20 protein-coding genes, 1 tRNA gene and 2 pseudogenes are annotated in these 26,693 nt (G+C 61.7%); 15 read left to right on the forward strand and 8 right to left on the reverse strand.

What is annotated here, in order from left to right; translation table 11 throughout:
- From ACIA76_RS36690 to ACIA76_RS36700, 3 genes are all read right to left on the reverse strand, one after another.
- Positions 1–540, reverse strand: a 540-nt coding sequence (locus ACIA76_RS36690) for a hypothetical protein (protein WP_397158893.1), incomplete at its 3' end; no start/stop codon positions are given.
- On the reverse strand, positions 537–1,277 hold the full coding sequence (locus ACIA76_RS36695; RefSeq protein ID WP_397158895.1) for a hypothetical protein: 741 nt from the start codon (positions 1,275–1,277) through the stop codon (positions 537–539). The genes ACIA76_RS36695 and ACIA76_RS36690, both read right to left, overlap by 4 nt.
- Before the next feature lie 51 nt (positions 1,278–1,328).
- A complete protein-coding gene (locus tag ACIA76_RS36700) occupies positions 1,329–2,240 on the reverse strand; it encodes a Crp/Fnr family transcriptional regulator (RefSeq protein ID WP_397158897.1) in 912 nt (303 codons plus the stop codon).
- A gap of 85 nt (positions 2,241–2,325) precedes the next feature.
- Here ACIA76_RS36700 and ACIA76_RS36705 point away from each other — a divergent pair, with 85 nt between their 5' ends.
- The 3 genes from ACIA76_RS36705 to ACIA76_RS36715 all read left to right on the forward strand — a co-directional run bounded on the left by ACIA76_RS36705 (position 2,326) and on the right by ACIA76_RS36715 (position 6,203).
- Positions 2,326–2,634 (forward strand): hypothetical protein, encoded by a 309-nt coding sequence (locus ACIA76_RS36705; RefSeq protein ID WP_397158899.1) that lies wholly within the window; start codon positions 2,326–2,328, stop codon positions 2,632–2,634.
- 4 nt (positions 2,635–2,638) lie between these two features.
- Positions 2,639–2,884: a tyrosine-type recombinase/integrase gene (locus tag ACIA76_RS36710; protein ID WP_397158901.1), complete on the forward strand. Its 246-nt coding sequence runs from the start codon at positions 2,639–2,641 to the stop codon at positions 2,882–2,884.
- A gap of 1,042 nt (positions 2,885–3,926) precedes the next feature.
- A complete protein-coding gene (locus ACIA76_RS36715) occupies positions 3,927–6,203 on the forward strand; it encodes an N-6 DNA methylase (protein WP_397158902.1) in 2,277 nt (758 codons plus the stop codon).
- A 423-nt stretch (positions 6,204–6,626) separates the two neighbouring features.
- Here ACIA76_RS36715 and ACIA76_RS36720 read toward each other — a convergent pair whose 3' ends face one another.
- From ACIA76_RS36720 to ACIA76_RS36730, 3 genes are read right to left on the reverse strand one after another with little or no spacing between them, the layout of a single operon-like run.
- Positions 6,627–9,575 (reverse strand): type I restriction endonuclease subunit R, encoded by a 2,949-nt coding sequence (locus ACIA76_RS36720; RefSeq protein ID WP_397158903.1) that lies wholly within the window; start codon positions 9,573–9,575, stop codon positions 6,627–6,629.
- Entirely contained in the window at positions 9,562–10,884 is a 1,323-nt protein-coding gene (locus ACIA76_RS36725; protein WP_397158905.1) for a hypothetical protein, read from the reverse strand. The genes ACIA76_RS36720 and ACIA76_RS36725 overlap by 14 nt, the downstream gene beginning before the upstream one ends.
- Positions 10,881–13,016, reverse strand: coding sequence for an N-6 DNA methylase (locus ACIA76_RS36730; RefSeq protein ID WP_397158906.1), 2,136 nt, complete (start codon positions 13,014–13,016; stop codon positions 10,881–10,883). The genes ACIA76_RS36725 and ACIA76_RS36730 overlap by 4 nt, the downstream gene beginning before the upstream one ends.
- 606 nt (positions 13,017–13,622) lie before the next feature.
- Between ACIA76_RS36730 and ACIA76_RS36735 the strand changes: the two are divergent.
- The 6 genes and pseudogenes from ACIA76_RS36735 to ACIA76_RS36760 form a co-directional block, all read left to right on the forward strand.
- Positions 13,623–14,066: pseudogene (locus ACIA76_RS36735) on the forward strand (recombinase family protein); the annotation flags it as partial.
- Positions 14,067–14,221: 155 nt separating this feature from the next.
- Positions 14,222–14,380, forward strand: a pseudogene (locus tag ACIA76_RS36740) (hypothetical protein); the annotation flags it as partial.
- 15 nt (positions 14,381–14,395) lie between these two features.
- Positions 14,396–14,725 (forward strand): zinc ribbon domain-containing protein, encoded by a 330-nt coding sequence (locus ACIA76_RS36745; RefSeq protein ID WP_397158908.1) that lies wholly within the window; start codon positions 14,396–14,398, stop codon positions 14,723–14,725.
- A 288-nt stretch (positions 14,726–15,013) separates the two neighbouring features.
- Positions 15,014–16,441, forward strand: a complete 1,428-nt coding sequence (gene istA, locus ACIA76_RS36750; RefSeq protein ID WP_397158910.1) for an IS21 family transposase — start codon at positions 15,014–15,016, stop codon at positions 16,439–16,441.
- Positions 16,438–17,253: an ATP-binding protein gene (locus tag ACIA76_RS36755; protein WP_397158912.1), complete on the forward strand. Its 816-nt coding sequence runs from the start codon at positions 16,438–16,440 to the stop codon at positions 17,251–17,253. Before istA ends, ACIA76_RS36755 begins: the two co-directional genes overlap by 4 nt.
- Before the next feature lie 134 nt (positions 17,254–17,387).
- The gene (locus tag ACIA76_RS36760) at positions 17,388–17,540 is read left to right on the forward strand and encodes a hypothetical protein (RefSeq protein WP_397158914.1); all 153 of its coding nucleotides are present in this window, start codon (positions 17,388–17,390) and stop codon (positions 17,538–17,540) included.
- A 163-nt stretch (positions 17,541–17,703) separates the two neighbouring features.
- Here the strand turns inward: ACIA76_RS36760 and ACIA76_RS36765 are convergent.
- Positions 17,704–17,779, reverse strand: a tRNA-Ala gene (locus ACIA76_RS36765).
- Positions 17,780–17,937: 158 nt separating this feature from the next.
- Between ACIA76_RS36765 and ACIA76_RS36770 the strand changes: the two genes are divergently transcribed.
- On the forward strand, positions 17,938–19,665 hold the full coding sequence (locus ACIA76_RS36770; RefSeq protein ID WP_397158916.1) for an amidohydrolase family protein: 1,728 nt from the start codon (positions 17,938–17,940) through the stop codon (positions 19,663–19,665).
- Between the two features lie 130 nt (positions 19,666–19,795).
- Here the strand turns inward: ACIA76_RS36770 and ACIA76_RS36775 are convergent, their stop codons facing one another.
- Positions 19,796–20,536 carry a uracil-DNA glycosylase gene (locus ACIA76_RS36775; RefSeq protein WP_397158917.1) on the reverse strand — a complete coding sequence of 247 codons (741 nt, stop codon included), beginning with the start codon at positions 20,534–20,536 and terminating at the stop codon, positions 19,796–19,798.
- Between the two features lie 231 nt (positions 20,537–20,767).
- On the opposite strand from ACIA76_RS36775, the gene ACIA76_RS36780 reads away from it, so the two are divergent.
- From ACIA76_RS36780 to ACIA76_RS36800, 5 genes are all read left to right on the forward strand, one after another.
- Positions 20,768–21,211 carry a GyrI-like domain-containing protein gene (locus tag ACIA76_RS36780; RefSeq protein WP_397159085.1) on the forward strand — a complete coding sequence of 148 codons (444 nt, stop codon included), beginning with the start codon at positions 20,768–20,770 and terminating at the stop codon, positions 21,209–21,211.
- Positions 21,208–21,642 (forward strand): effector binding domain-containing protein, encoded by a 435-nt coding sequence (locus ACIA76_RS36785; protein ID WP_397158918.1) that lies wholly within the window; start codon positions 21,208–21,210, stop codon positions 21,640–21,642. Before ACIA76_RS36780 ends, ACIA76_RS36785 begins: the two co-directional genes overlap by 4 nt.
- Positions 21,643–21,895: 253 nt before the next feature.
- On the forward strand, positions 21,896–22,660 hold the full coding sequence (locus tag ACIA76_RS36790) for a hypothetical protein (protein WP_397158919.1): 765 nt from the start codon (positions 21,896–21,898) through the stop codon (positions 22,658–22,660).
- Positions 22,650–24,782, forward strand: coding sequence for an Rv1355c family protein (locus ACIA76_RS36795; RefSeq protein WP_397158921.1), 2,133 nt, complete (start codon positions 22,650–22,652; stop codon positions 24,780–24,782). The genes ACIA76_RS36790 and ACIA76_RS36795 overlap by 11 nt, the downstream gene beginning before the upstream one ends.
- 67 nt (positions 24,783–24,849) lie before the next feature.
- A complete protein-coding gene (locus ACIA76_RS36800; RefSeq protein WP_397159087.1) occupies positions 24,850–26,667 on the forward strand; it encodes a putative bifunctional diguanylate cyclase/phosphodiesterase in 1,818 nt (605 codons plus the stop codon).
- The last annotated feature ends 26 nt before the right edge of the window (positions 26,668–26,693 follow it).

The raw sequence follows: 26,693 nt of genomic DNA on the forward strand, positions 1-26,693 counted from the left end.
GGATTCACCGCAGGCAGCCCACAAGAAGCCCTCGACTGCGCCTGCGACCTCTACCTCGGACACTGACCCCCGAAGAACTTGTAGGCATGACCACTTAGGTTCCACAAAGCTTCGGCGGATCTGCTCGAGCCGTTCGATGGTCACCTCGCCCCGGGACACGGTGCGGTGGTTCGTGGCGTTGCCTAGATTGTCGCGGCCTACCTGGGTGCCGATCGTTGCGTCGCGGCCGATGAAGTTGGTGGCGTAGATCGTCACATGTCGTGCCCCGGTGGGGATGCCGCGCATCGAACCGACCGCGTCGTGCATGCTTTCGGCCGCCGTGCGGGTGTCGTCCAGCGGGTCGTCGTCGGTGGTCTGCTCGGGCGGTTGTGTCTGTTCGTCCTGCTTGTCCTTCTCGTTCCGCTCGGCGGCGTCGGTGTTCTGGCCGCTGGTGGTAGCGGATTCCGGGGTGTCGGAGCCGGATGGCTGGGCGTTGGAATCTCCGGCTTCCTTGCCGTCAGTGCGATCACCCCGGGGTGTTTCGGGATCGGCGCCGCTCATGATCGCCCGGGATGGTTGTCGCGGCCCACCTGAGTGCCGATGATCGCATTACCGCCGATGAAGTTCGTGGCACGGATGATGGCCTCATCCGGGCCTGAGGTGGTTGTTCCCGATCCGTGGGTGGAGCCGTCCACGGATCCTGTTGGGGCGGAATCCGATTGCGGGAGCGGCGGCTGGGAGTATCCCGGTACGCGCACCCAGATCGGCTGGGTGCCTGCCTTCGAATGCATTGTGACACTGCCATATTCATCCGGCGTAACCGTGTCCCGGTAACTGTGCCGGACCAGGCCGCGGAAAACCACGTCCGAGACCACCACGACCGCGTCCGCGCGAGGTGCGCGCTCGAGTGTCTTCTTGACCGCTTCCTCGGCGTTCATCCGGAACGTCGCGGTCAGCGCGTCGCTGGACCAACCCTTGTCGTCCCTGCCGACATAACCTTCGTGAACCGCGATGCGCACCCGCAGCCAGTTCATCGGGCCCGCCGCACTGTTGTGTTCGCGCACGCCGGTCAGCATTGCGCCGACGACCTGATCGAGGACGTCCAGAACCGGAATGCCGAGTATCAGCATGGCTCCGTCACCGCGATCCTCCTGAGCCACAAGGGCTACGGGATGTGGTAGCGCACTCTCGATGATGCGGTAGAGCGTTGCGCGCATGGCCTCGCCCTGCACATTGGTCAAGGATTCGGAGTTCTCGACATCCACGACGAGAAAGGACCGATGAGTGGGCTCGGGCATGACTTCTCCTGATTTGTGTGACGTCCCCGTGGATCTGGCGGTTCCTCAGGTCTATCGGCGGGGGTCGCGCGTGTCTGCGTCCGAATACACATTCGGCAGACCTTCGGCGACCTCGGCGAGTAGGTCGGGCCGCAGCAGTTCCACGCGACGGCGAGCTGTTCGGATCGCGCCGATCTCACGCAGGTGCTTGAAGGCCTTGGCCACCGCTTCGCGGGATGCGTTGGCCGCGTTGGCTAATTCGGTCTGAGTCAGTGGCAGGGCGATGACCACCCGATCCGCCTCGGGGCGCCCGTATCGCCGGGCGTATTCGAGCAGCAGCCGGGCCAGCCGCTCGGTGACGGTGTATGCGCCGTAGTCCAGGCGCTGCACGTCGGCCTCGCGCAGCCGGGTCACCACGGTGCGCAACAGCTCGAACGTCAGTGCGCCGTCGCTGATCAGCAATGCGCGAAAAGCACTGCCCTGCACGGTAGTTGAGATAACCGGTGAGATCGCGGTGATGGTCGCCGAGCGTGCACCCGCATCGATCGAGGAGAGCTCTCCGAGCAACTCGCCGGGGCCGCGGATGCCCAGGACGACCTGTTTTCCGCTCGGTGCGGCCGAGCTCACTTTCACCCTGCCCGACTCGATCACCAGAACGTGATCGGACATATCGCCTTCGTGTAGCAATATCGCACCGATCGGCCAGCGTTGCCGCACACCGGCTTCCAGCAGCTTCATGCTGTCGAACCGAGGTAGAGTGTCAAAATGCAGTGTTGTTCCCCCTCGTGAACCACCGTGCTTCGCGGTGGTGACTTCGCGACAGACTAATCGATCGGTCAGCGCGTGTCCCCCGACTGATTTGAGGTGAGGAGAATTGCGGGTGTGGGCGGTGAAGCTGTTCGCGCGAATCTGCTGCGACGAGGGTTTGTACCCGAATATGTTTCGCTCGCATGGAATGTCGTGACCATCGTCGTCGACTGGCATCCACATCGCGCCATCGGCCGGGCGGGAGACCATCGGGCGAGTTGCGGTGCCCCTTGTGGTCGCGATAGCCGGGGGGACAGAACTGATGGCAACAGCGCACCGCAACCGCTGCTCCGGCGTCGAAGACCGCTGGTACAAGTCGATCACGGTCGAGGATCAGGACGGCAGGAAGTCATCGAAGCGGGTGCCATCTCACGTACAGGTCGAGCTGCTTGCTCGCAGCGTTGCCGAGAATCCCACCGTTATCAGGTTTTTGGCCTATACCGGCCTGCGATGGGGCGAGATGGCCGCGTTGAAGGTGTCCAGCTCCGACATGCTCTGCGAATTCGTCAGGTCGGACGTAGCCACGTGCCAGGCAATCCGGACGGATCAGCTGGTCGGAGTTTTCCGATGATCTCGTGATCTCGCCGAGGGATCTCAGGCACACGGCGGCATCGCTGGCGATCAGCGCCGGCGCCAACCCGAAGGCCGTGCAGACGATGCTCGGTCACAAGTCCGCGGCGATGACCCTGGATACATACGCCGACCTCTTCCCCGATGACCTCGAGGCGGTCGCGGATCGACTCGACGCCGCCGCCCGGTCCGCAATCGAAGCCGCCGCGGACGAACTGCGGACGGGCATTGAAGACCGCTCGATCGATTAGTCTCGGAACGCCAAACGGGCCCTGACCTTTTCCCAGGTCAGGGCCCGTTTGGCTATTGAGTTGACCTTGGGGGAGGCTACTACAACACAAAACACCAGGTAGAAACCCTGGAATCGTTGCTACGGAAGCTTCCCGACCCCGCAACGCCCAACATGCCGTCCGCCGACCGGCCCAAACCCCGACGGGCACGTCAACTCACCGCCGATCAAATTCAGGAACTGATCACGGGATACAAGAGTGGGGCGACGGTGTACCAACTCGGTATCCGGTTCGGCGTCGAGCGACGGACAGTCAGCCAGATCCTTCATCGTCACAACGTGCCGATGCGCCGCCGCGCTCTCTCGCCTGAACAGGTCGACGAGGCCATTCACCTCTACGACCTGGGCTGGTCCCTCGCCCGAATCGGCCGACACCTCGGTGTCGACGGCACCACTGTGTTGAACAGACTTCGTGAGCGTGGTGTCACTACCCGAGATGCACAAGGAAGGCCGCGGGCCGCCGAGTCCAAAGGCCTAAAGATCGCCCGCACAGCGGGATAGAGGATGTTCAGGTCCCTGGTTTGGGCGTCCTACAGGGCAACGTCCAAGAAGCTGTAGCGCGGAGGATCGGCTTGGATCGGTCTTGCGTAGTATCAGTACGCACCATGCACTTTATGCCTCGAAGAGCTGGCGCTGAGGGCTCCTCCAGAGAAGATTAAGCAGGTTGAGCATATGTTTACAGGTCCTTCGCGGAGAGTAGATGCGACAGAGCGTCAGTCTAGCTGACATGTGACATCTGGCATCGAGAGCTTTGCACTGCCAGTCTGGTCCCATCAGTAGGACGCCGTATCGACGTTTCGAGGGACCATGCCTAACTCCAAACGACCCATCCCAAGCCGACCTGAACGTCCGTCCACCGTTCTCGGGCTCGTCGGCACCGTCATCGACGCCGTTATCGACGGTCGACTGGATTGGGCTAGGACTGCCCGGCTGCTGATCATCGTTGCAGCAGTGATCACGGTCGCTGCAGGGGTGCCGGTTGTGATGCAGCTGTGGTTGGCCCGGTGAACCCTGTGGTAGCCGGGCAGCTCGGCATGCAGATGACGGCGGACGAGCTGGCCAGGGCAATCGGCGTCGACCCCGCATCGATCAGTAATTGGCGTCGGCGGAACGTCAGATTCCCCGATGGCCGAGTCACTGGCGGTGCCCGCACTTATTCGGTGGATGAGTTGCTTGACTGCCTTGACACGCGCGAGATTCCGAAGCGTCAACGCCGGGCTTCTGACGGACCGAACGGCACCTATGGCGCCCGTCTGAGGCAGTTCCTGTCGGCAACGGCGTCCGAGGTCGTGTTGCGTGATGTTGCCGAATTGTCACCGGCGGCGATGAGTCAGTTGGACGCGTTGTTTCGCAAGTATTTTCAACCGATTGGTCTACAGAGATCGGATGTACTCGACGCCGCGCTTCTGCTGACCTTTACCTGGATTACCGCACCCGATGAGTGGGAGACGATCAAGTCGGCGGGTGGGCGCCTCGACACGATTGTAACCAAGATCGATCAGGTGTTGCGTCGGTTCGGGTTCGACAACGCTGCGGATGCGGTACTCCGGCCATTGGGCTCGGCCAACAGCGATTCGTTGAAGCGGCTGGTCGGCCAGTGTGGTCGCCTCGGTGTCACAGGATTCGAAGCGATCTTGACCACCTTCGCTGGAGACTTCGGAAGGACGCCCGAAACCTATCGGACACCACACGAGGTCTCCGAGCTCATGGGAGCATGTGCGGTGCCGGCGGCGGGGCCGTTGAAGTCGGTGGCCGATCTGCACAACCGGCATGGAGAGCTCATGCTCGCGGTGCCGACCGCGGGCAATGAGCAGCCGCCAGTGGTGCACGCGACCGGCAACGATCCGGTCGCGGCGCGGCGAACCCGCATGCATCTGATCGTGCGTGGTCGGCTTGGGACAGCAGAGGTGATGCCAGGTGCGCCATGGCACCGTCATCGGACCCAGGTGTTCGACGCTGTCGTGACCAACCCGCCATTCAATGGGTCCTTGGGGGCCGACGCGGCGCAGATCCACTGGGAGTACGGGGTACCGCACAACAGCAATATGGCCTGGGTGCAGGCGGCACTGGCCGCAACCTCTGCGCACGGACGGGCAGTAGTACTGCTGCCAGTCTCTGAGGCCGACAGCCGAGGCCGAGGCAAGGGCAAAGACCCCCGCAGGAAACTGGTCGACAGCGGCGCGTTGCGGGCGATCGTTCGGTTGTCGGGCGATCTCTTCCCGGTTACTTCCGTCGACACCACCGTGTGGGTACTAGAGCATCCGCGTACCAACCGCGTCGACCCTGCGATCACCTTTATCGACGCGACTCAGCTCAAACATAAGGAAAGCGGAGGGGTTCGACCGCGCCTGATCGGCATATCGGCTATTGCCGACATGATTCGGACGCCCGGCAGTCTCGTGCCAGGTGAGATTCGAGAGTTGACCGCTGAAGACGGGAGCATCAAAGCGACCGGCCAGGCAGTAGCGGTCCCGGCGAGTGAGGTTGCGGCGCGCGGATATCTGCTCACACCACACACCTACCTCGGGCCGGTTACCGAGAGGGGCGATGCACATCGACAGCGGATCCAGCGTGATGACGACGCTGTGGCGGATGCTTGGCGGCGGGTGATCGAGTTACCGCCCAGCTCCATGACGACTGCGCGTAGGGAACTCAACTCCACGGGCATGCCACCGGGTTGGAAGGCAGTGCGCCTGGGCGAGCTATGCGACATCAAGGTTGGGCCGTCCAACCTTAAGAAGTCCTCCATTACCGTCGGTGACGACGGTGTCGTTCCGGTAATCAGGCCACGCAATCTCGATACGCGTCGGATCGATACTGAAGGCATGGATCGAACCACACGCGCAGTAGCGGATCAGTTCGCCATCTGGCAAGTGCAGGTAGGTGACCTACTGCTCGTTCGAGTCGGCCAGGTACAGAAGGCGACTATCGTGGGCCCGGAGCATCACGGCTGTTTGATCGACTCCAACCTCATCCGACTGCGAACGAAGCCGGACACCATCGCACCTCGGTTTCTGCTGGAATTTCTGCTGCGCGATACAAGCGTCGACCATATTCGAGCCACCGCGACGGTCAACGTGGCTCCCGCGATAAGCGGGAGCAAGCTCGCCGACTTCGTTATCGCGCTACCGCCGCTCGCGGAACAGGTCGCGATAGTGGAGGTCCTGGCCGAACAAGAGGACCGGGCAAATGCACTCCGTGAGGCGGTGCTGGCGGAGGAGAAGCTGCGGGCTTCCCTGGCCGAGGGGCTGATGACAGGGTCGGTTGGGTTGGTGGATTAAGTGCTGAGATCCGTTGGGCCGGTGTGCGCGCACGTGAGGCCGGGATTGTGCGCACCGAGAGTAGGCTCTAAGTATCCGCCGCTGAGCACGTTGTGATAGTCAATCCGACGATCCACTTGATTTCGGTTCGGCGAGACACTCGGCGCCAGGCATCGGCCTCTGGTTGGCCCAGGCGTCGGTAGGGCTTGAGATCCGCAGTCAGGGGACGGTGGGTTCACCGCGGCGGTGGCGCTAGGTTTACACGGAAACCTTGATGAGCTCTGGCTGCTCGACATCGCAGCTCTGGACGAGCAGTCAACCAACGCCGCACGTTCATGCTCCGGGTGGCTCGTTCCTGCGCCCCGCTCGCACCGAGGATCTCGGTGCCTACATCTGCCACAGTTACCATTATGGCTCTGTCGGTTGAGATGAAGATTATCGCCGTTAACTGTCCTGTTGATATGTTACACCAAATATGGTATCACCCAACCATTTCTTGAATGAGGGGTTGTCGCTGAACTGCTTGAAAAGCTCGGTGTGATCGGAAAGCAGATCGATCATTACCCGTTGTAGCGCAGCGTCATGTTCAATCCGAGCGGTCTTCTTGTCATTGTTCTTCATCGCGTTCCGGTACGCGGCATCCGCCGCAACTTTAGCCGGGATCTCCTCGGCGATGACTTCGCGGATCTTGTCCTCATCTCTCCAATCGACGTTCCCGAATTGGTCGTTGAATGCCTTTATTATGTTGCTTAGCTGATCCAATTCCAGCTCCGCTTTGTGACCGCCACCGTTGGTAGGCACAGGAGCGATTTCAACATCCTGATCGGCAAGTCTGATATTCAAACTATTCTTCACTTCCACGCGGTAGCTGTCCATGTCAATAGCCTCCAGGATCCCCTGGGAGAGATCTTCCTCTCTGGGCGCCGGGAGCTTTGGTATCAGGAAGTTCAGGAAGATTGACAGTTTCTCCCAGTCGATATTCGAGTACGGCAGGATGGCAGCCAAGAATCCATAAGTGCGCACAAAAGCCTTGGCCTTTCCCTTGAAATTCACCTGACCGTCCTCGTCTAGATCAGTATTGTAGCCCGTCACGCAGGCGTCGAGGATCGGATCGAGTTTATCGCGGTCAGCACCATTCAAATATCGCCGGACTAGCTCGTCAACTTGCTCAACCGAGTAGACCTGATAGCTATCCAGGTCGAGTTTCAGGTCATGCAGTTTGTTCGGATCGGTCTCGCCACCGAGGATGGTGGTGCGGTAATATGGTTCGAAAGATTTCCTTATAGTTTCAGAATTATTATAGAAATCAAGCACAAAAGTGTCGTACTTCTGAGGATGGGCACGATTCAGCCGCGAGAGCGTTTGCACCGCTTTGATGCTCGAGAGCGCCTTATCCACGTACATGGTGTGTAGCAGTGGCTCATCATAGCCGGTCTGATATTTATCGGCAACGATAAGAAACCGGTAAGGGTCCTGCTGTATCCGGTCTAGAATTTGGCTACTCGGGAACCCATTCAAAATTGCTTCGTTGACCTTTTTGCCGCCATACTCGCAATCTTCAGCGAAAGCAACGATGGGTACGTAAGGACTTTTTCGCTCTTTGAGATATTCTTTGAATGCGTAGAAATACTGAATCGCTCGCTCGACGCCATTCGTGACGACCATAGCGCGTGCTCTACCGCCGATCTTGTGATGTCCAATCGCCAGTGCATGGAAGTTATCTACCATGATTTCAGCTTTTTCGCGGATGGCGTGATCGTGGGATTCCACATAGCGGTGCAATTTCTTCGGTGCCTTCTTGGCATCGAAGAGCGGATCATCCTCGACCGTCTTGGCTAGGTGGTAGTAGCTCTCTACAGGAGTATAGTTTTGGAGAACATTTAGAATGAAGCCCTCTTGAATGGCTTGCTTCATAGTGTAGCTATGAAATGGATGGTGCTCCATCGTCCCATCGGGCCGCAGGCTCGGTTCGCCGAAAATCTCTAGGGTCTTGTTCTTTGGGGTCGCGGTGAAGGCGAAATAGCTGGCATTAGTCACCATCTTTCGGCCCTCAATGATCCTGTTGATCTTGTCCTCGACCGTCTCTTCATCGTCGCCGTCAGTCGCGGTCTCCTCAAGAGCACGATTCATCGCGGCCGTGGCCTTTCCGCCCTGGCTTGAGTGCGCCTCGTCGATGATTATGGCGAACTTGCTCTTCCGATGTTCATCGCCGATCTCGTCGAGGATAAACGGAAACTTCTGTACTGTCGTGATGATAATCTTTTTCCCGGCCTTGAGGAACCGACGCAGGTCGCCCGCGCGTTCTGCATGCCCGACTGTCGCAGAGACTTGGGCGAACTGCTTGATAGTGTCGCGGATCTGCTTGTCGAGCACCCGCCGGTCGGTGACCACGATGATGGAATCGAATGGCGCCTTCCCGTCATGCTCCAGGCCGACGAGTTGGTGAGCCAGCCAGGCAATCGAGTTGCTCTTGCCGCTGCCTGCCGAATGCTGGATCAGATAGCGTCTGCCGAATCCACTATCCCGCACACTCGCCAGAAGCATCCGTACGACCTTCAACTGATGGTATCGGGGGAAGATCTGCTTTTGCTTCTTCTTGCCGGTCTTCTCGTCTTTTTCGTCCACCACCTGGGCATAGTTCTCCAGGATGTCGGTAAGGCCCTCTTTGGTCAGAGTTTCCTTCCAGAGGTAGTCGGTGGCCAGTCCCACCGGGTTAGGCGGATTTCCAGCACCGTCGTTGTAGCCCTTGTTGAATGGGAGGAACCACGACTGCTTGCCCTTCAAGTGCGTACAGAAACGCACGTCGTGATCATCCACAGCAAAGTGAACGACACAGCGGCCGAACTGGAATAGCAACTCCTTCGGATCGCGGTCGCGCTGATACTGCTGAACGGCATCAAGAACCGTCTGCTTGGTCAGCTTGTTCTTGAGCTCAAAGGTGGCTATGGGCAGACCATTGATAAACACGGCGAGGTCGAGAGCCAGCGCTGCCTCGCTGCGGCTGTATCGAAGCTGGCGGGTCACGCTGAAAATATTGGCTGCGAACTGCTCGGATGCCTTTGCGTTGCCGGGTGTCGGCGTGCCATAAAAGAAGTCCACATGCGCAGGGCCGTGCTTGATCCCTCCCCGCAACACATCGACTACGCCGCGCTTGGCAATCTCGCCCTGAAGGCGGTGCAAGAACTGAGTACGCTTAGGGCCGTCATCATCGATACCGAGGCCTCCAACCGTATCGGGCTGCGTTGCAATCAAAAATTCCAGCAGCTTAATTAGGTCGACAGCATGTTCTCGATCGTAATCACGCGGATCGCCCTCAGCGTATCCTGCATTTTCCACAAGAGAGGCCGCAATGATATATTCCAGACCCTTCTCACTGGTATCAGTCGTCCTCATCTACGCCCACTTCGTCTTCGATCATATCCATTTCAGCAACCTCCTCGTCCAGTGCCAGTAGCATCTCCTCGGTTATTTCTGGAACATCGATATGGCGCACGTCAACCTGACCGGTGACTACGTCGGAGATCATTCTGGCGCGACGTTCCTGAATGAAAGAAATCTGCCTTGCGACGTTATTCCTGAACTTGAACTCCAGTTTCAGTACGCTGGCAATCTTTCGCTGGAGGTCTAGTGGGGGAACAGGTATCTTCTCTTTAGTCAAAGTTCTCGGATTAAGTGGCCGATTCCTGCCCGCGGCTCCACGGGAGTGGAGATTCAAGAGCAAATCGCCGTCTTTAGTCGTGAAGAACGAATATAAATAAGCAGCTTCGGCCGACTCCGGATCGCAGGTAAAAATGGGGTAACGGTGCGAGGCTATGCAGCCACCGTCTTCTTGCTGAGCAATCGCAACGGCGCCCTCCCATGCAAATTGCCCACTAAAGACTAAATCTCCCGGCTCGATCCAAAAGAAGGTCGAATCTCCCAGATCACGCCCCACTGCAGGCTGCTTGTGGAATATCCCCCTACCCCTGTTGAACATGCCGATCGGTGTGTAAGTGACGCCATCTTCACGACCGATTGGACGTTCCACTTGACTGGCAACCCTGGCGAGCCTGATCCATTTAGTGTCTTTACATTCCATCGCTTCATAGGTCAGGACAGACCGCAGTTCTTTCAGGAGCTCGATCTGCTTCTTCTTGTTGCGAATGAACTTGGAAACAAGCGCGTCCTGCATCCTTAGGAAGCCTGATATAGCTTCTTGCTCATTCAATGGAGGACATATAACCGGCATGCTTAGGAACTTGTCCGGATAAAGCCTCAGGCGGGAAGACTGGATGCCAGTTGACCGGCAGATGTACTCTGACCGGTATCCTTCCGTTCGCAAAAGATGATCCAAATAGTAAGAGTCATAGTCCCGTCTTGTTCTCGGCCTGTAGACTCCATATGCAGGGCTGACGATTCCGTGATGGCCCGAGACGCCCAAGGCGGACATCCATGCCCATAGCGTGTTGATGACCAAATCGCCTGGTTGGCAAATTTTCTGGCCGATATTCGACTCGGCCTTGAACATCGTTACGTTCTTTTGGCTGCGTGGTGTGACTCCGGTCAGGTGGGACACGGACAGCATTTCCTCATCCCCATTTAGCGACCGCTCGTCGACTTCTTCAAAATAGTACTTTGCCCGTTTCTCAAACCAATGTCCGGGAATTTTGCCGACCGAGCTCACTCCAGCGCTCTTGTACGTTGGATACGGCGCAAGCTTCATCGCTCCGCCTCTCCCACGAACTGCTCCAGGAGCCCTTCGGTTTCCTGCTCCAGGGCATGGATGTCTGCTGCGATTTCCTCCAGTGTGCGCATAGGCGCGGGCTGGTAGAAGTGCCGATTAAAGGAGATCTCGTAACCTATCAACGTCTTGCCTGAATCGATCCATGCATCTGAGGTGTAGGGAAGCACTTCCCGCCGAAAGAACTCGTCGATGCCGCCGTCTTCCAGTAGAGGGATCTGCTCATTGTCTCTGAGGGTAATGTCCGGCTCGTACTCCACAGTGCACGACTTGCCGTTTATCTCGGCCGCGAACAAGCCGTAGATTGGGTCAGGAGCAACCTTGTCTTGTTTATGAATCTTCCTGAGCACCGGGGAGGCCCCCTCTATGGTGTCGCAGAGTTCGCTTTGCAGCAGCTTCCTGCGCTTGGCGGTCAGCTTGACACCGTGCAGCTCGGCATCGGCGTCGCAGGAAGACATGAATGCGTTGAAGTCGAGGTGCGGGCCAGTCCCCAAGCGCTCGGCCACTCGCAGGACGAGCTTAGTAAGCGGCTCCTCTTTGGCTCTAGCGCATGAGCTTTCGAACCGCTCCAGCCGGGCCGAACTGAGGTCGACAGCAAGCCTCAGTGGGCGGTCTACCGTCACCTTCCAGTAACCGAAAGCCTTGTTGGAGAATACCTTAGAATTATCAGTTTCGGCCGGGTTCACCATCAGATCACAGATGGCGCGGATGTGCTCCTCGGACAGTTCACAGTTCTTCTTGCCAAGGTTACGACGCAATGGGGCGAACCATTTAGTGGCGTCGATGAGCTGGACCTTACCGCAGCGCTCGGCGCTCTTGCGATTGGTCAGCACCCAGATGTAGCTGGCGATGCCAGTGTTATAGAACATGTTTTCTGGCAGGGCAATGATGGCCTCCAGCCAGTCATTTTCAATGATCCAGCGGCGGATATTGCTCTCACCTTGGCCAGCATCGCCAGTGAACAGTGAAGAACCGTTGTGGACCTCAGTAATACGACTGCCAAGGCGAGTGGCATTTTTCAACTTGGAAACCTTGTTTGCCAAGAACATGAGCTGCCCGTCCGAGGAACGGGTAGCCATCGTATATTCCGAGTCGTCAGCGTGCTGGGTTACAAAACGCGGGTCTTTGAGGTCGCCCTTGCCACCCAGACGCTCCAGGTCGGTCTTCCAGCTCTTGCCGTAGGGCGGATTGGAGAGCATGAAATCGAACTCATGCGACGGGAAAGCATCGCTGGATAGCGTGGAGCCATACCTGATGTTCTCAGCCTCTGCTCCTTCACCTTTCAGCAGCAGATCAGCCTTAGCAATCGCGTAAGTTTCCGGCTGCACCTCTTGGCCAAACAGATGGATGGAAACATCTTTTCCGTGGTCTTTTGCCAACTTCGCCAGGCGTTCCTCTGCCACAGTGAGCATGCCGCCGGTGCCGCAGGCGCCGTCATAGACGAGGTAAGTGCCCGATTCGATCTTGTCGGCAATGGGCAGGAAAATCAAATCGGCCATGAGTTTCACGACGTCGCGAGGCGTAAAATGCTCACCGGCCTCTTCGTTGTTATCCTCATTGAAGCGGCGAATAAGCTCTTCAAAAACAGTGCCCATCGAATGGTTGTCCAGTGCCGCGATCAGCTCTGTTCCATCTACGTCCTGAACCGGTTTGGGGCTAAGATTCACACGGGAATCAAGAAACTTCTCAATCAAGTTTCCGAGAATGTCGGCCTCGACCAGTGTCGGGACCTGGTTGCGGAACTTGAACTTGTCGAGAATTTCCTGAACATTGGGAGAGAAACCATCCAGATAATCTTGGAAGTCTGCTTTTAATTGGTGCTGCTTTGCTCGATTTTTCAGATCCCGAAGAGTAAAAGCGGAAACATTGTAGAAAGCTTCTCTGGACGTCTGACAAAGTGCAGCGTGTTGATTGGCGATCCCGGCCTCATCGAGCTGATTTTTCATGCTGAGCACTTTTTCCTTCGTTGGCTCCAGCACTGCATCAAGACGACGGATTACGGTCATAGGCAGGATTACGTCACGGTACTTGCCACGCACATAGACATCGCGCAGCACGTCGTCGGCGATGCCCCAGATAAAATTCACGATCCTGTTGTGGATCAGATGGTTCACAGTGGCCCTTCTCTATAGGTGCGCCCTGTAGCGGGCAATGGCAACGGGGCTTGGCGTGCTCGGCGTTCCGAGAGTCTTCCGATCTCTGAGATGCGCGTTGGGTGACGCATTGGAGAATGCTGCGACTACCCGTCGTGCGCCGCCCACAGACCCCAGATTTTCGCAGAAGACGAGCGATACCTGCACATCCTGCCGCATGAGGCGAGTGAGGTAGAGGGTGTACCCCAGCTACAAGCGTCCAGATCGAGGCCATGCGGGGCGACGGCAGCGCTAGCACCGCGCGTGCGATCTGTCGAGGCAGTCACTCGACTCGCCTGGCAACGTCCCTGCGACACCTCAGTATCCTCTGTGAGCAACAGAGCTGGCTCAAAACGGTAACTCTGACAGCTACAGTCATGGAGGCGACTCTATCCGCGGCAACCGACACGTTTCGGCTGTCACGCGTGAGGGCCTCCCCCGATTCAGCCGCAGCGGTGCAAGGCCGTACCAGAACTGCAGCCCTTCCTGACCGGCCTGCACCAAGACCACGCCGCCGGTCTCACCCCGCCCTACTGCAGCGGCTCAATCGAACGCTTGAACATGAAACCAAGCTGATCATCGGCGGTGATGTATCTGCGGGTGTCGTCGATGAGTCAAGTCGGCCGGGATTATGACTCGCAGGGGATCTCGATTGCTGCGCAGCGCACCGACTGTCGCCGACGGGCTGAGCAACTCGGCCTGACGATTGTTGAGGAGTATGTTGAGCCGGGGCGGTCGGCGCTGGAGATGTCGAAGCGCGGCGCGTTCCAGCGGATGCTCGCCCGCATCCGCGGCACCGGCGATGTTGATCATGTGATCGTGTACAAGCTGTCCAGGTTCGCTCGTAACCGGGTTGATGATGCTATGGCCATGGCCGACCTGCGCCATCGTGGTGTTACGTTGATCTCGGCCACCGAGTCCGTCGACGACTCTCCGGTCGGTCAGCTCATGCACGGCATCCTCGCTTCGTTCAACGAGTGCCAGTCTCGTGAGTCCGGTGCCGACATCGCTTTCAAGATGGGGCAGAAGGCTCGTAACGGTGGCACTCTATCGGCCGCGCACAACTCGGCTACCTCAACCACATCGACCGCACCGACGGCCGGGATATCCGCACTATCGTCGTCGACCCCGAGCGCGCACCTCTGGTCCGGCTCGGTTTCGAACTGTTCGCCGCCGGCAACCTCACCCTGGACCAGCTCTCCGAGCGCCTCTATCTGCGAGGTCTGCGAACCCGCCCCACCGTTCGACATCCGGCCCAACGGGTTTCGATCAGCAAGCTGTCTCGGATGTTGCGTGACCGCTACTACCTCGGCTACGTCACCTACCGAGGTGAAGAGCTGCCTGGCCGACACGAACCGATCGTGAAGGAGGGCCTGTTCGCCTGTGTCCAGGCAGTTCTCGATGCTCGGGCCGCCGGTTCCTGGCGGCGAGTGCATCACCACCACCTCAAAGGTCTTCTGTACTGCAGCTATTGCCATCAGGCAGGTGGGATCGGGCGGATGATCATCCAGCACACCGTTACTCGTCGCGACGACGAGTACACGTACTTCTTCTGCCGCAATCGACAGCAACGCACCTGCCCGGCTCCGTACGTGAATGTCCTGACCGCCGAACAGGCTGTCGAACGCTATTACGCCACCGTCAGTCGACGGCGGATTGTCGGCTGCCAGGGTGATGGGACCACTTCGTAGCTGGTTTGCCAGGGGGCTTGGGACCACCCTGTTTGCCAGCCGATGGGACCACTTGTGCTGGGGTTTGCCAGTGGATGGGACCACCTTCTGGTTGTTTGCCACGTGATGGGACCACCCCCGGCGCGGCGGCGGGGTTTCCGGTTGCTCGGCCGCTGTATTGGCGGACATGAGCTACCGGGAGGTTTCTGTGATCGAGATCAGGGAGATCCTGCGGCTGTGGTTGGAGGGTCGAGGGTTACGGGAGGTGGCCCGATGTCGGGCGCCGACCGAAAAACGTGTCGGCGCTACGTGAGCCGGGCGCAAGCGCACGGGGTGGACCGTGACGGGGGTGTGGGCCAGCTGACCGATGAGCTGGTGTCGGTGGTGATCGCCGGTGCCCGCCGCGAACCGCCCAGCCCGAAGAGCGAAGTGTGGCAGACGCTGGCCGCGCATCGGGAGCAGATCCAGGCGTGGCTGGATCAGGGCCTGACGTTGACGAAAGTGCACGTCCTGCTGACTCGCCGGGGTGTGGTGGTGTCGTATCGGACGCTGAACCGTTACGCGGGAACAGAATTGGGGTTCGGCAGGCGACGGGCGACGGTGCGGGTGGCCGATTGCGAGCCCGGTGCGGAGGTGCAGGTCGATTTCGGCCGGCTCGGCATGCTCACCGATGCCGAGGATCGTCGGCGGGTGACGCACGGGCTGATCTTCACCGCGGTGTATTCGCGGCACATGTTCGTCTATCCGACCTTCCGCCAGACCCTCGCCGACGTGATCGCCGGGTTCGAGGCCGCCTGGGTGTTCTTCGACGGTGTGTTCGCTGTGGTCGTCCCGGACAACATGAAGGCCATCGTCGATTCCGCCCATGCGACCGACCCCAGGTTGAACGACTCGTTCCGTGAATACGCCGAGTCCCGCGGCTTCGTCGTGGACCCGGCTCGCGTCCGCCGTCCCCAGGACAAACCCCGCGTCGAGCGCTGTGTTCCTTATGCGAGAGCGAATTTCTTTGCCGGAGAACACTTCCGGGATATCGACGACTGCCGGGCGCGGGCGCAGCGGTGGTGCGCCGAGGTCGCGGGGATGAGAATACATGGCACTACCCGGTTGCGCCCGGCCGAGGTGTTCGCCCTCGACGAGGCGCCGAAGCTGAAACCGTTGCCCGACACCATGTTCGACATCCCGGCCTGGACTCATCCGAAGGTGGCTCCGGATCGGCATGTTCAGATCGCCAAGGCGCTCTACAGCATTCCCGGTGATCTGGTCGGGCAGCGGCTGACTGCCCGCGTCGACGCGACCACGGTGAAACTCTACTTCCGCGGTGAACTGATCAAAGTCCATGCCCGCGTCGAGCCCGGCCGCCGCCAGACCGATCCGGCAGATCTGCCGAGCGAGTTGAGTGCGTATGCGATGCGGGATTTGAATGCGTTGCAGCGCAAGGCAGAATCCCACGGTCCTCATGTCGGCGCCTACGCGGCGGCGGTACTCGAGCATCGGCTGCCCTGGACGAAGATGCGGCAGGTCTACCGGCTGCTCGGGCTGGTCCGCCGCCACGGCGCCGCTGCGGTCGACGATGCCTGCCGTCGCTCCCTGGAGGTCGAGGTCGTCGATGTCGGTGTCATCGAGCGTATGCTCACCCGCAGTCCTTCCGGCCAGCAACTGTCGTTGCTGCCGCCCGCGCCTACGGCGTCTCGGTTCGTGCGCGCGACAACCGATTTCGCGGTCCGGAGGCCGTCATGAGCCCGGCGCGGCGCCCTGCCGCCGAACCGGCGGTGAAACCGATCGAGGTCTCCCCGGAGTTGAAGGCATTGATGCGGCGGCTCAAGCTGGGCCAGCTGCTCGACACCCTGCCCGAGCGGCTGGCATTGGCGCGGTCGAACCGGTTGCCGCACCACGACTTCCTGGAGATGCTGCTGGCCGACGAGGTCACCCGCCGTGACCGCCAGTCCGCGCAACGCCGCGCCACGGCGGCGCATCTGGACCCGCAGATGCAGCTCCAGGGCTGGGACACCACCGCGGCGGTCACCTTCGACCAGGAGCTCTGGGCCGAGCTGACCTCGCTGCGGTTCCTCGCCGACGCCTACAACATTCTCGTGATGGGTCCCGTGGGGGTTGGAAAGACTTTCCTGGCCAACGCATTAGGACACATCGCGGTCCGCCGTCATCATTCGGTGCACACCGAACGCGCCGACAAACTGTTCAAGCGGCTACGCGGGGCGCGGCTGGACGGCAGCTACGAAGACGAGATGCGGAAACTGCACCGGGTCGAATTGTTGATTCTCGATGACCTGGCGCTCCACCGGCTCGAGGCCACCGAGACCAGTGATTTCTATGAGTTGGTCGTCGAGCGCCACCGCCAGGCATCCACTGTGATCACCAGCAACCGCGAACCACCGGAGATCCTGACCATGATGGCCGACCCGCTGCTGGCGCAGTCGGCGATGGACCGGCTGCAATCAGCCGCCTACGAACTCGTCGTCGAGGGCGAGTCCTACCGACAACGGCAGAAACCACGACCCGGCAAACCACCCCGTCCCACCGACACGGATTGACCGGTGGTCCGGTCGTGGGTCACCATCAGGGCCCGCGACCGGACCCCAATCCGGTCCCAAGCTCCAGGCAAACCGGTGGTCCATAGACCCCGGCAGGCGACAGGCGGATTGCCGATGTTCTGACCGGCCTGGCCATGAGCGATCTCAGCAGCGACGCTGGCGGTGATGTCTGCGACCCGATCCGGGTGTATCAGCGCTGCACCATCGACCAGCGTCGGCTACTCAACCGAGCGCTCTTCTCTCGGCTCTACCTCGCTGATGACCGCATCACCGGCCATGAACTGTGACCGACGTGCCACTGAGGCAACACCAGCCCCAACAGTCACACAACCTTACGGGAGTCGAACACGGAAACCGTCCCTGACCAGCCGCAACGTACTAACCGCCAGTGCGCAGTGAGAGGCTGCTCGATGATGGAAAGCGTAGATCAAGCCGCAAAAATAGAACTTCTGGTGGAGCTAAGGGGAATCGAACCCCTGACCTTCTCGATGCGAACGAGACGCGCTACCAACTGCGCTATAGCCCCGTGTGGATCGTTGCCGAACCACGCTGAGGAACTTTAGCAGGTGGGGGTGGGGGATGCCGAATCGGCTGGTCGGGGGGATTTGGGTGTGGGTCTGGTTCTGGGTGAGGGGTTGCGGATACAGTGGTGTATCGAAAGCTCGGAGTGGTCTGGAGGTCCAGGTGGCCGGATACGATCTCGTGGTTCGCGGGGGAGTCGTCTATGACGGGACGGGGGCGGCGCCGGTTCGGGCGGATGTGGGGATCGTCGGTGGGCGGGTGGCCGCCATCGGGATCGATCTGCCCGATGGTGTGCGCACGATCGATGCCGCGGGGAAGTGGGTGCTGCCGGGGTTGATCGATGTGCACACCCATTACGACGCCGAGGTGTTGTTCGCGCCGGGGCTGGGGGAATCGGCCCGGCATGGGGTGACCTCGGTGGTGATCGGTAACTGTTCGCTGTCGACGGTCTATGCCGAGGCCGAGGATTGCGCGGATATGTTCGCCCGGGTGGAGGCGCTGCCGTGGGATGTGGTGCATGCCGCGGTCAAGGAGCATCGGAACTGGGGCGATCCGAAAGGCTATGCGGCGGCACTGGAATCGAAACCGCTCGGGGTGAATGTCGCCGCGTTCGTGGGGCATTCGGATATTCGCGTAGCCGCCATGGGGCTGGCGCGGGCCTCGGATCGCCGGGCGCAACCGACCCGCGGCGAGCTGCGGCAGATGGTTCAGATGCTCACCGACGCACTGGATGCCGGATTCGTCGGGCTGTCCACGATCCGCAGCTCGTTCTCGAAGCTCGAGGGTAAGCGCTATCCGGGTCGTCAGCTGCCCTCCACCTACGCCTCCTGGTCGGAGTACCGGCCGCTCAACGACGTGCTGCGGCAGCGGGATCGGATCCATCAGAGCACTCCGAATCTGACCAGCCGGCTCGAGATGGCGAACTTCTTCCTGCAGAGCGTCGCCCGCCGGCACGGCAAACCGCTCAAGACCACGCTGATCTCCGCGGCTGACATCAAGGCCGATCGGACCGTGGTGCGGTTGGCGACAACCGTTGCGGCACTGGTTAATCGGGTGCTCGGTGCCGAATTCCGCTGGCAGCATCTGCCGGTGCCGTTCGAGGTGTACGCCGACGGTATCGATCTGGTGGTGTTCGAGGAGTTCGGCTCCGGCGTCGCGGCGCTGAATATCCGAGATCTGTTGCGCCGCCACGAGTTTCTGAACGATCCCGGATTCCGGCGGGCGTTCCGCAAGGATATGGCCAAGAAGTTCGGTTCGCGGGTCTGGCATCGCGATCTGAACGAGGCCCGGATCGTCGCCTGCCCCGATGCGGCGGTCGTGGGCCGGTCGTTCGGTGATATCGCCTCGGAGCGCGGCATTCTCGCGCCCGACGCGCTGCTGGATCTGGTCGTCGAGCACGGCGCTGCGCTGCGCTGGCGGACCACGATCGCCAACGACCGAGACGCCGAACTGAATCGGCTGGCCCGTTCGCCGCAGGTGCAGATCGGCTTCGCCGACTCCGGTGCGCATCTACGCAATATGGCCTTCTACAACATGGGGATTCGCTTCCTCGAGCGCGTGCATCGGGACGGCTTCATGTCCGTCGAGCGGGCCGTCCATCGGCTCACCGGCGAACTCGCGCAGTGGTACGGCCTGGACACCGGCCGCATCGCCCCGGGCGCGCGGGCCGATCTCGCGATCGTCGATCCGGCCGGATTCGACGGCTCCGGCGCGGACTACCACGAGGAGCCCATGCCGGGCGGCGTGGGCGTGCGACGGATGGTCAACCGCAACGATCGGGCCGTGGCGGCGACGGTGGTCAACGGCACGCTGGTCTACGAGAACGGCGCATTCGCCGACGGTTTCGGCACCTCGTTGCACGCCGGCGCCTTCCTGCGTGCCGTCGGCTGAGAACTACAGCCCGACAGCGGATTTCGCCCGTGCGAGCACATCCTCGAGCCTCGCGGGGGTGAGCCGCCCGGTGAACGTGTTGTGCTGGCTGATTTCTCGAAAGGTGCTGGTTCCCGCAGGCTCGGGTGCGCTACAGACCGGCAGCTTCCTTGGCGTCTGTCAGCACGGCTTCGAGCATTGCGGGGGTGAGTCTTTTCGTAAACGTATTTTGCTGGCTGACGTGATAGCAGCCGAACAGTTCGAGTGGTCGCCGGTCCGGGCGTTGCGGTGGGAGTGAAAGGTGTACGCCGTGGCCGAATTTCGGGCGGGGCCTGGGGATCGACCAGCCCGTCTGCGCCAGGATCGGTAGCAGCGTCTGCCAGCCGAAGGCGCCCAGGACCAGGACGGCGCGCACGGTCGGGGCGAGCAGTCCGAGCTCGGTGATCAGCCAGTCGCGGCAGGTGTCGCGCTCGGTGGGGGTGGGTTTGTTGTCCGGCGGGGCGCAGTGCACCGGTGCGGAGATGCGGGTGCCGAGCAGTCGCAGGCCGTCGTCGCGGTCGATCGCGAACGGCTGATTGGTCAGGCCGACGGCGTGCATCGCCGCGAACAGGAAGTCACCGCTGCGATCCCCGGTGAACATGCGCCCGGTTCGATTGCCGCCGTGGGCCGCCGGGGCCAGGCCGACCAGCAGCAGCTTGGCGTCCGCCGGGCCGAGGCCGGGAACCGGTCGGCCCCAATATGTCTCATCGCGAAAGGATGCGCGCTTCTCGCGCGCGACCTGCTCCCGCCAGGCGACCAGGCGCGGGCATGCCCGGCAGTCGACCAGATCGGCGTCCATCTCGGCCAGGGTGCGATATCCACCGGGCGATGTCGGATCCGGATGCGCGGTCATATCCGCGAGTCTGCCCCTCGCACGCCGGAAGAGTCATGGATCGATAGGTGATACGCATCGATTGCCCGGGATTTGCAATCTTGCGTTCGCAGGACTGCCTGACGGTTCGAGTGAAGCCGGTCATAGTACGCCCCCGTGGGGCGGCCATGTCACCGATCTCTCACAGAGTGGGTTGATAGCATGACCTTCCTGGCAGGCCGGTACGGGGTCGATTTCGAGAGAGTTTCTTCCATGCAGTTTGAGATCGTCGAGCGAGACGAGACGTGGGTGGCCGGTTTGCCGGTGCGAAGCCCGAAACGCGCGCTCGGGGAACTGCGCGATCACGACCTGGAGGCCGCGTGGGCCTCGGTCCTGCATCAAGAGCTCGGCGGGGCGCTGGCCTCTGCCTATACGGACTACTCACCGGAGCTCAACACGTTCAATACGCAAATCGTCGGCTACGAGTGCCGCTCCTTCGCCGGGGTCACTCGCGGCCATATCGTCGCGCGGTTGCCCAAGGGCACCTACGCCCGGTTCTCCTCGGTCGGTAACTTCCCGCAGATCATGACGGATCTGTGGACCCAGATCGCCTACGCCGAGGAACACAACCAGATAAAACGCACGCATACCGGCGATTTCGAATGCTATCCGCACGCCTACAAGATCGATCTCTACCTGGCGGTCGATCCCCGATGACCTACTCGATCGTGGTCCGCGACGAGGCGATCTACAGCGGCCTGGTGGTGCCGCGGATGCGTCCCAGTTTCAAGGTCAGCAACAGCGAGCTGATCGAATTCCTGCGCGATCGGCTGCGCGACCGCGACGGCGCCGAACGCCCGCTGTACACGGTGTACGTGCCGGATCCGGCCGGCAACTACAACGTGCTGGTGAGCTACGACTATCCGGCCGTCGACGCGGTTCCATTGGGGGACGTGCTGATTCGGGTTCCCAAGGGTATCTACGCGCGTTTCGAACCCAACGGTGATTATCACGATCCGGTCGAGGACGTCTGGGCTCAGGTCGACGACGCGACCGCGTCGGCCGAGATCACCCGCGCTTACCGCGAAGAGATCGAAATCTGGCGTGGAACCGACCGCGTGGAGCTGTTCATCTCGATCCTCGTCTAGATAGCTATTGGATAACCGTGCAAGTACCAACCGGTCTTCCGGTTATCGCGGCGCGCCGACACCATGGACGTGACCTGGGGATATTTCGAACCTCACGCCCGGGTTTCGGAAGATTTGCCGGACGTCTGGTCAATTCCGGCAGGATGACGGATACTGCCCTAGGCGACCACATCCGGACACGGCCCCAGCCCGGCCGCGCCGGAAGGGGTTCGGTTAGTCGCGCGACACCGCGCAGCAACGGAGTAGGAACTGTATGACTGTCGAAGCGGTCGCGGTCGGCCCGTCAGTATCCCCCGTGGCGGGGACACTGCGCTTCCGAGATGCGCAATCCGGGTGCACCTTTCATGTCAGCAGCCCGGGGGCGCGGCCGGATCTGTGGGACGAATACCTTGCCGGAGCGTTGCGCATGTATCGCCACTACCGAGTCGAGCGGGCGCTCGAATACGACCGGGTCCGTGCGGGAGGGTTGACGTCGCTGTTCGGGATCGCACAGGACGAGTCGGGGCGATTCGTCGCGGGTGTGCAGGCTCGCGGTCCGTATCTGAACGTCGACGAGGTGCACGCGCTCCAGGAATGGCGAGGGTTTTGCGGGCGGTCCCTGATACGCGATATGGCCGCGGAGAGACTGCTCGCGGGCGTGGTCGAAATGAAGGGCGCCTGGGTGGAGCTGGGATCACCCGCGCGGTCGGAATTGAGCAACACCATTTCCCGCTGTGCGGTGCACTTCCCGATGCTTCTGGGTGCTCGCTATGGATTCGCCACCGTGGGTACCTTCGCCGCAGGGCGACATATCACCACCGGTGGCGTGGTGGTAGCGGATGTGCTGCCAGTGCCGTATCCAGACGATCGCTACCGCACAGTACCCATTTGGTGGGACACCCGGACCTGCGCAAGATTCGCCACCCCCCAACAGGATTCGCTGATCCGGTCGGAGTGGCTGATGTTGACCATCGAAGCCGAACCGTGGCCCGCGGGCCTGGATTTCGCAGTGGAGGCGCAGCTCCGATATGTCAGGTGAGACCGAGTCGGACGTCGCTTACCGACCTGTGATCCTCGCCGAGGTCGATGCCGGCGGACGACAGCGCCTGTGCGAACTGCGTGCGGATCCAGGAATCGAATGCATTGATCTTCGGCCTGCGATACGCCGGGAATTCGACGAGCTGCCCGAAAGGCCGTTCCCGCCGGAAGCCCCGGAACAGGATCGGTGGGTCTACTTCCCCTGGCGTGGAACGCTGGTGGCCCTGCCTGGAGAGCGCACCTTTCGCGCCGTCCGACTGGATCGCAACCGCAACAAGCTCACTCGTGCCGAACAGGACCGCCTCGGCGAGCTGACCGTCGGCGTCGTGGGGCAGGGGGTGGGGCATGCCGTTGCCTACACCCTCGCCCTGGAAGGGATCTGCGGCCGGCTTCGGCTCGCCGACGGCGATCGCATCGCATTGTCCAATCTCAATCGAATTCCGGCGACGATCTTCGATATCGGCGTGAACAAGGCCGTGGTCACCGCTCGCCGGATCGCCGAGATCGACCCGTTTCTGCCCGTGGAGATCGTCGACGGCGTCGGCGAGGACACCCTGGACGCGTTCCTCGACGGGTTGTCGATCGTGATCGAGGAGTGCGATTCGTTCGATATGAAACTGGCGATCAGAGAGGCCGCCCGTCGGCACGGTCTACCGCTGATCATGGAGACCAGCGATCGCGGTCTGCTCGATATCGAGCGATACGATCTGGAGCCCTCCCGGCTGCCGTTCCACGGCCTACTGGGAGATGTGGACACGGCCCGGCTGGCCGGCCTCACGGCACGGGAGAAGACACCGCACGTCCTGCGCATTCTCGAGCCGGGCGCCCTGTCGGCGCGGATGCTGGCCAGCATGGTGGAGTTGGGCGAATCCGTCGCGAGCTGGCCCCAGCTCGGAAGTGAGGTGCTGCTGGGCGGCGCCAGCGTGGCGGCCGCCGTGCGCCGGTTCGGGCTCGGTCAGAAGTTGCTCTCGGGGCGCGTCCGGGTGGACCTCGAACAGGCCCTGGACCTGCTCGCCGAACCGACGCCGCAGCAGCCCTCGGCCTGGGACGAGGTGGCGGACGAGCGGCCCGAGCCGGGCGGGGCGGTGTCGGCCGTGCTCGCCTGTGCGGGGCGGGCTCCCTCGGGTGGCAATGCCCAGCCCTGGGTGTTGCGCTCGAATCGGGAAGGGATCAGCATCGATCTGATGCCGGAACGGTCGTCAGCGATGGACATCGGTTACCGGGCGAGCGCGGTCGCCGTGGGTGCCGCGCTGTATAACGCCCGTACCGCCGCCGCCGCGCTAGGGCTGCTCGGTGAGTGTCGGCTCAGCGAGCGGGGACCCGCGCCCCTGTCGGCGATCATGTATCTCGGCGATGGCAGCGATCCGGATCTTGCTGCCGACCACCCTATGGCACTGCGCCGAGAAACCAACCGGCACAAGGGAACCGGCGATCCGATCCCCGAGTCGGTTATCGCCGACCTGAGGGCGGCGGCACGAGCGGAGGGTGCCGCGCTGTGCATGGTGACCCAGCCCGACGGCCTCGGCGAGGTCGCGGATGTGCTCGCGGCGTCCGATCGGGTGCGATATCTGACGCCGGCACTGCATCGGGAGATGATCGCCGAACTGCGCGGCCCCGACGACGATCTCCGCACCGGTCTCGACCTGCGCAGTCTGGAGCTGTCGGCGGACGAGTCGGCGGCGCTGGAGGTGGCCCGGCGGACGGATGTGATGGCGGAGTTGCGCGCGGGTGACGCCGGTCGGCCCCTCGGCTCGTATATCCGGGAGCGGGTCCGATCCAGTTCGGCGGTGGTCGCGGTGACCTTCTCCGCACGGTGTGTGGAGCTGTCCGATTATGCGCGGGCGGGTGCGGCGGCAGAGCGCGTCTGGCTCGCCGCGCAGCGGCACGGCCTCGCGGTCCAACCGATCTCTCCGGTCTTCTTATATGCGCGACGCCCCAGCGAACTCATCGCGATTTCACCCGCGTTCACAGATACACTGACCTCACTTCAACGCCGGTTCCTGAACCTGCTGGGAGTGTCTGAACAGGAGGCCGTGGCATTGGTACTTCGGATGAGCTATGCGCCGGATGTCACCGTCGGTAGCAGAAGACTTCCCGTACCGGATATGGACACCTGCGGATAGCGCGATCGGAGACACGGTGCCACGGCGAACGCTCGACTCACTGGTGACGCAGGTCGCCTCGGAGTTGATGGGAGTCGACGCCACGACGATGGTGGCGGCGACGGAGCGTGTGCTGGCCAAACTGGTCGAGTATTTCGATGTCGACTTCAGCTATCTGCGACACACCGACCGGGAGCGTCGGGCAACCGTGCTCGTGGCGGAGTGGCCGCCCCGGGAGGGAGTGCCCGATCCGGACCCGCTCAGGATCGTCTACTTCAGCGATGCCGATTCGGTGTTCCGCTCTCTCGAACATGCCACCGAGCCGCTCATCGCCCGGCCGTCCTCGGAATACTCCGACTATCAGGAAACGGTCCGGAAGGCCTCGGGGATCTCCGGTGTGACGGGTGCCGCGGTACCGCTGGTGTCTCGGGGTGAACCCACCGGGCTGCTCGGCTTCATCAAGGTCGGTGACCGTGAATGGAGCACCCGAGAGTTGAACGTGCTCAAGGCGATCGCCGCCTTGTTCGCACAGCTGCAGGCTCGTGTCGTCGCCGAGGAACGACTGCGCTACATCGCCCTGCACGACGATCTCACCGGATTGGCCAACCGCCGCGCCCTGCTCGAACATATGGAGGAGCGGCTCCGCCCGGGCAGTCCGGGGCCGGTGGCCACCTTCTTCCTCGACCTGGATCGGTTGAAGGCGCTCAACGACTTTCTGGGGCATACGGCCGGGGACAACTTCATTCGCACCTTGTCGGCGCGGCTGCGGGAGAACTTGGAGCCGACCGACATGATCGCGCGCCTCGGCGGCGACGAATTCGTGATCGTGCCGGCCAAACCCATGGACGCCGTGGCGGCCGAGCTGGAGGCGACCCGGCTGCAGCAGTTGATCATCCGGCGCGTCTCGGTGGGTGGCGAGTCGGTCAGTCGCGGGGCGAGTGTCGGTGTGGCCCTTGGTATTCCAGGTGAGACAACGGTCGCCGACGTGCTGCGCCGCGCCGATCACGCACTGTTGTCGGCGAAGTCCGGCGGTGGCAACGGCGTGGCGGTGTTCACCGACGCCATGCGCGCCCAGTTCGAACTGCAGGACGACGTGGAGCTGAACCTGCGTGGCGCGGTCTCCGACGGTTCCCTGCTGCTGCACTATCAGCCCGAGGTCGACCTGCGTACCGGGCGCATCGTCGCGTTGGAGGCGCTGGTGCGCTGGCAGCATCCCACCCGCGGTCTGCTGCCGCCCGGTGCGTTCGTCGGCGTGGCCGAGGCGACCAACCTGGCCGGTGAACTCGGCCGGTGGGTCATTCGTACGGCCTGCGCGCAGTTCGCGGCATGGCGGGCACGAGGCCTCGCCGCCAATGTGGTGATTCGGATCAACGTCTCCCCGGTGCAACTGGTCAGCCTGGACTTCGTCGAATCGATCGAGCAGGTTCTGCGCGAATACGGCATCGATGGCAGTTCGGTGTGCTTGGAGATCACCGAACACGTTGTGGTGCAGGATCTTACGCGCACTCAGGTGACCTTGCGCGGACTCAAGCGGATGGGCGTGCAGATCGCCATCGACGATTTCGGCACCGGTTACAGCTCGCTGTCACATCTGAAGGCTCTGCCGGTGGACGCGGTGAAGATCGATCGCGGATTCGTCCAGCGCCTCGGCGTGAGCACCGATGATCTGGCGATCGTGAAATCGATTGTGGGACTTGCCGGTTCGTTCGGATTGGGCGTGGTCGGCGAGGGTGTCGAGACCGCGGTCGCGGCGCGCACCCTGGTCGGGCTCGGCTGCTACCGCGCACAGGGCTTTCTCATTTCCCGGCCGGTACCTCCGGAAGAGGTCGAGGTGCATCTGGCGGCCGGGCGAATCCCGCTGGATCTGGAGCTGCCCAAGGTATCCCGCGGCACCTTCGGTGGCTGACCGGCTGAGGGCCGCCGCTCCCGATT

Source organism: Nocardia sp. NPDC051570 (genome assembly GCF_044454005.1).
Lineage (GTDB): Bacteria > Actinomycetota > Actinomycetes > Mycobacteriales > Mycobacteriaceae > Nocardia.

What these genes read in the sequence shown, in the direction of transcription:
- ACIA76_RS36695 (WP_397158895.1), bottom strand. Translation starts at nt 1,277, where the DNA reads ATGCCCGAGCCCACTCATCGGTCCTTTCTCGTCGTGGATGTCGAGAAC.
- ACIA76_RS36700 (WP_397158897.1), bottom strand. Translation starts at nt 2,240, where the DNA reads ATGCCAGTCGACGACGATGGTCACGACATTCCATGCGAGCGAAACATA.
- ACIA76_RS36705 (WP_397158899.1), top strand. Translation starts at nt 2,326, where the DNA reads ATGGCAACAGCGCACCGCAACCGCTGCTCCGGCGTCGAAGACCGCTGG.
- ACIA76_RS36720 (WP_397158903.1), bottom strand. Translation starts at nt 9,575, where the DNA reads ATGAGGACGACTGATACCAGTGAGAAGGGTCTGGAATATATCATTGCG.
- ACIA76_RS36725 (WP_397158905.1), bottom strand. Translation starts at nt 10,884, where the DNA reads ATGAAGCTTGCGCCGTATCCAACGTACAAGAGCGCTGGAGTGAGCTCG.
- ACIA76_RS36755 (WP_397158912.1), top strand. Translation starts at nt 16,438, where the DNA reads ATGAGCCCGGCGCGGCGCCCTGCCGCCGAACCGGCGGTGAAACCGATC.
- ACIA76_RS36760 (WP_397158914.1), top strand. Translation starts at nt 17,388, where the DNA reads ATGAGCGATCTCAGCAGCGACGCTGGCGGTGATGTCTGCGACCCGATC.
- ACIA76_RS36775 (WP_397158917.1), bottom strand. Translation starts at nt 20,536, where the DNA reads ATGACCGCGCATCCGGATCCGACATCGCCCGGTGGATATCGCACCCTG.
- ACIA76_RS36780 (WP_397159085.1), top strand. Translation starts at nt 20,768, where the DNA reads ATGCAGTTTGAGATCGTCGAGCGAGACGAGACGTGGGTGGCCGGTTTG.
- ACIA76_RS36785 (WP_397158918.1), top strand. Translation starts at nt 21,208, where the DNA reads ATGACCTACTCGATCGTGGTCCGCGACGAGGCGATCTACAGCGGCCTG.
- ACIA76_RS36790 (WP_397158919.1), top strand. Translation starts at nt 21,896, where the DNA reads ATGACTGTCGAAGCGGTCGCGGTCGGCCCGTCAGTATCCCCCGTGGCG.
- ACIA76_RS36795 (WP_397158921.1), top strand. Translation starts at nt 22,650, where the DNA reads ATGTCAGGTGAGACCGAGTCGGACGTCGCTTACCGACCTGTGATCCTC.
- ACIA76_RS36800 (WP_397159087.1), top strand. Translation starts at nt 24,850, where the DNA reads ATGGGAGTCGACGCCACGACGATGGTGGCGGCGACGGAGCGTGTGCTG.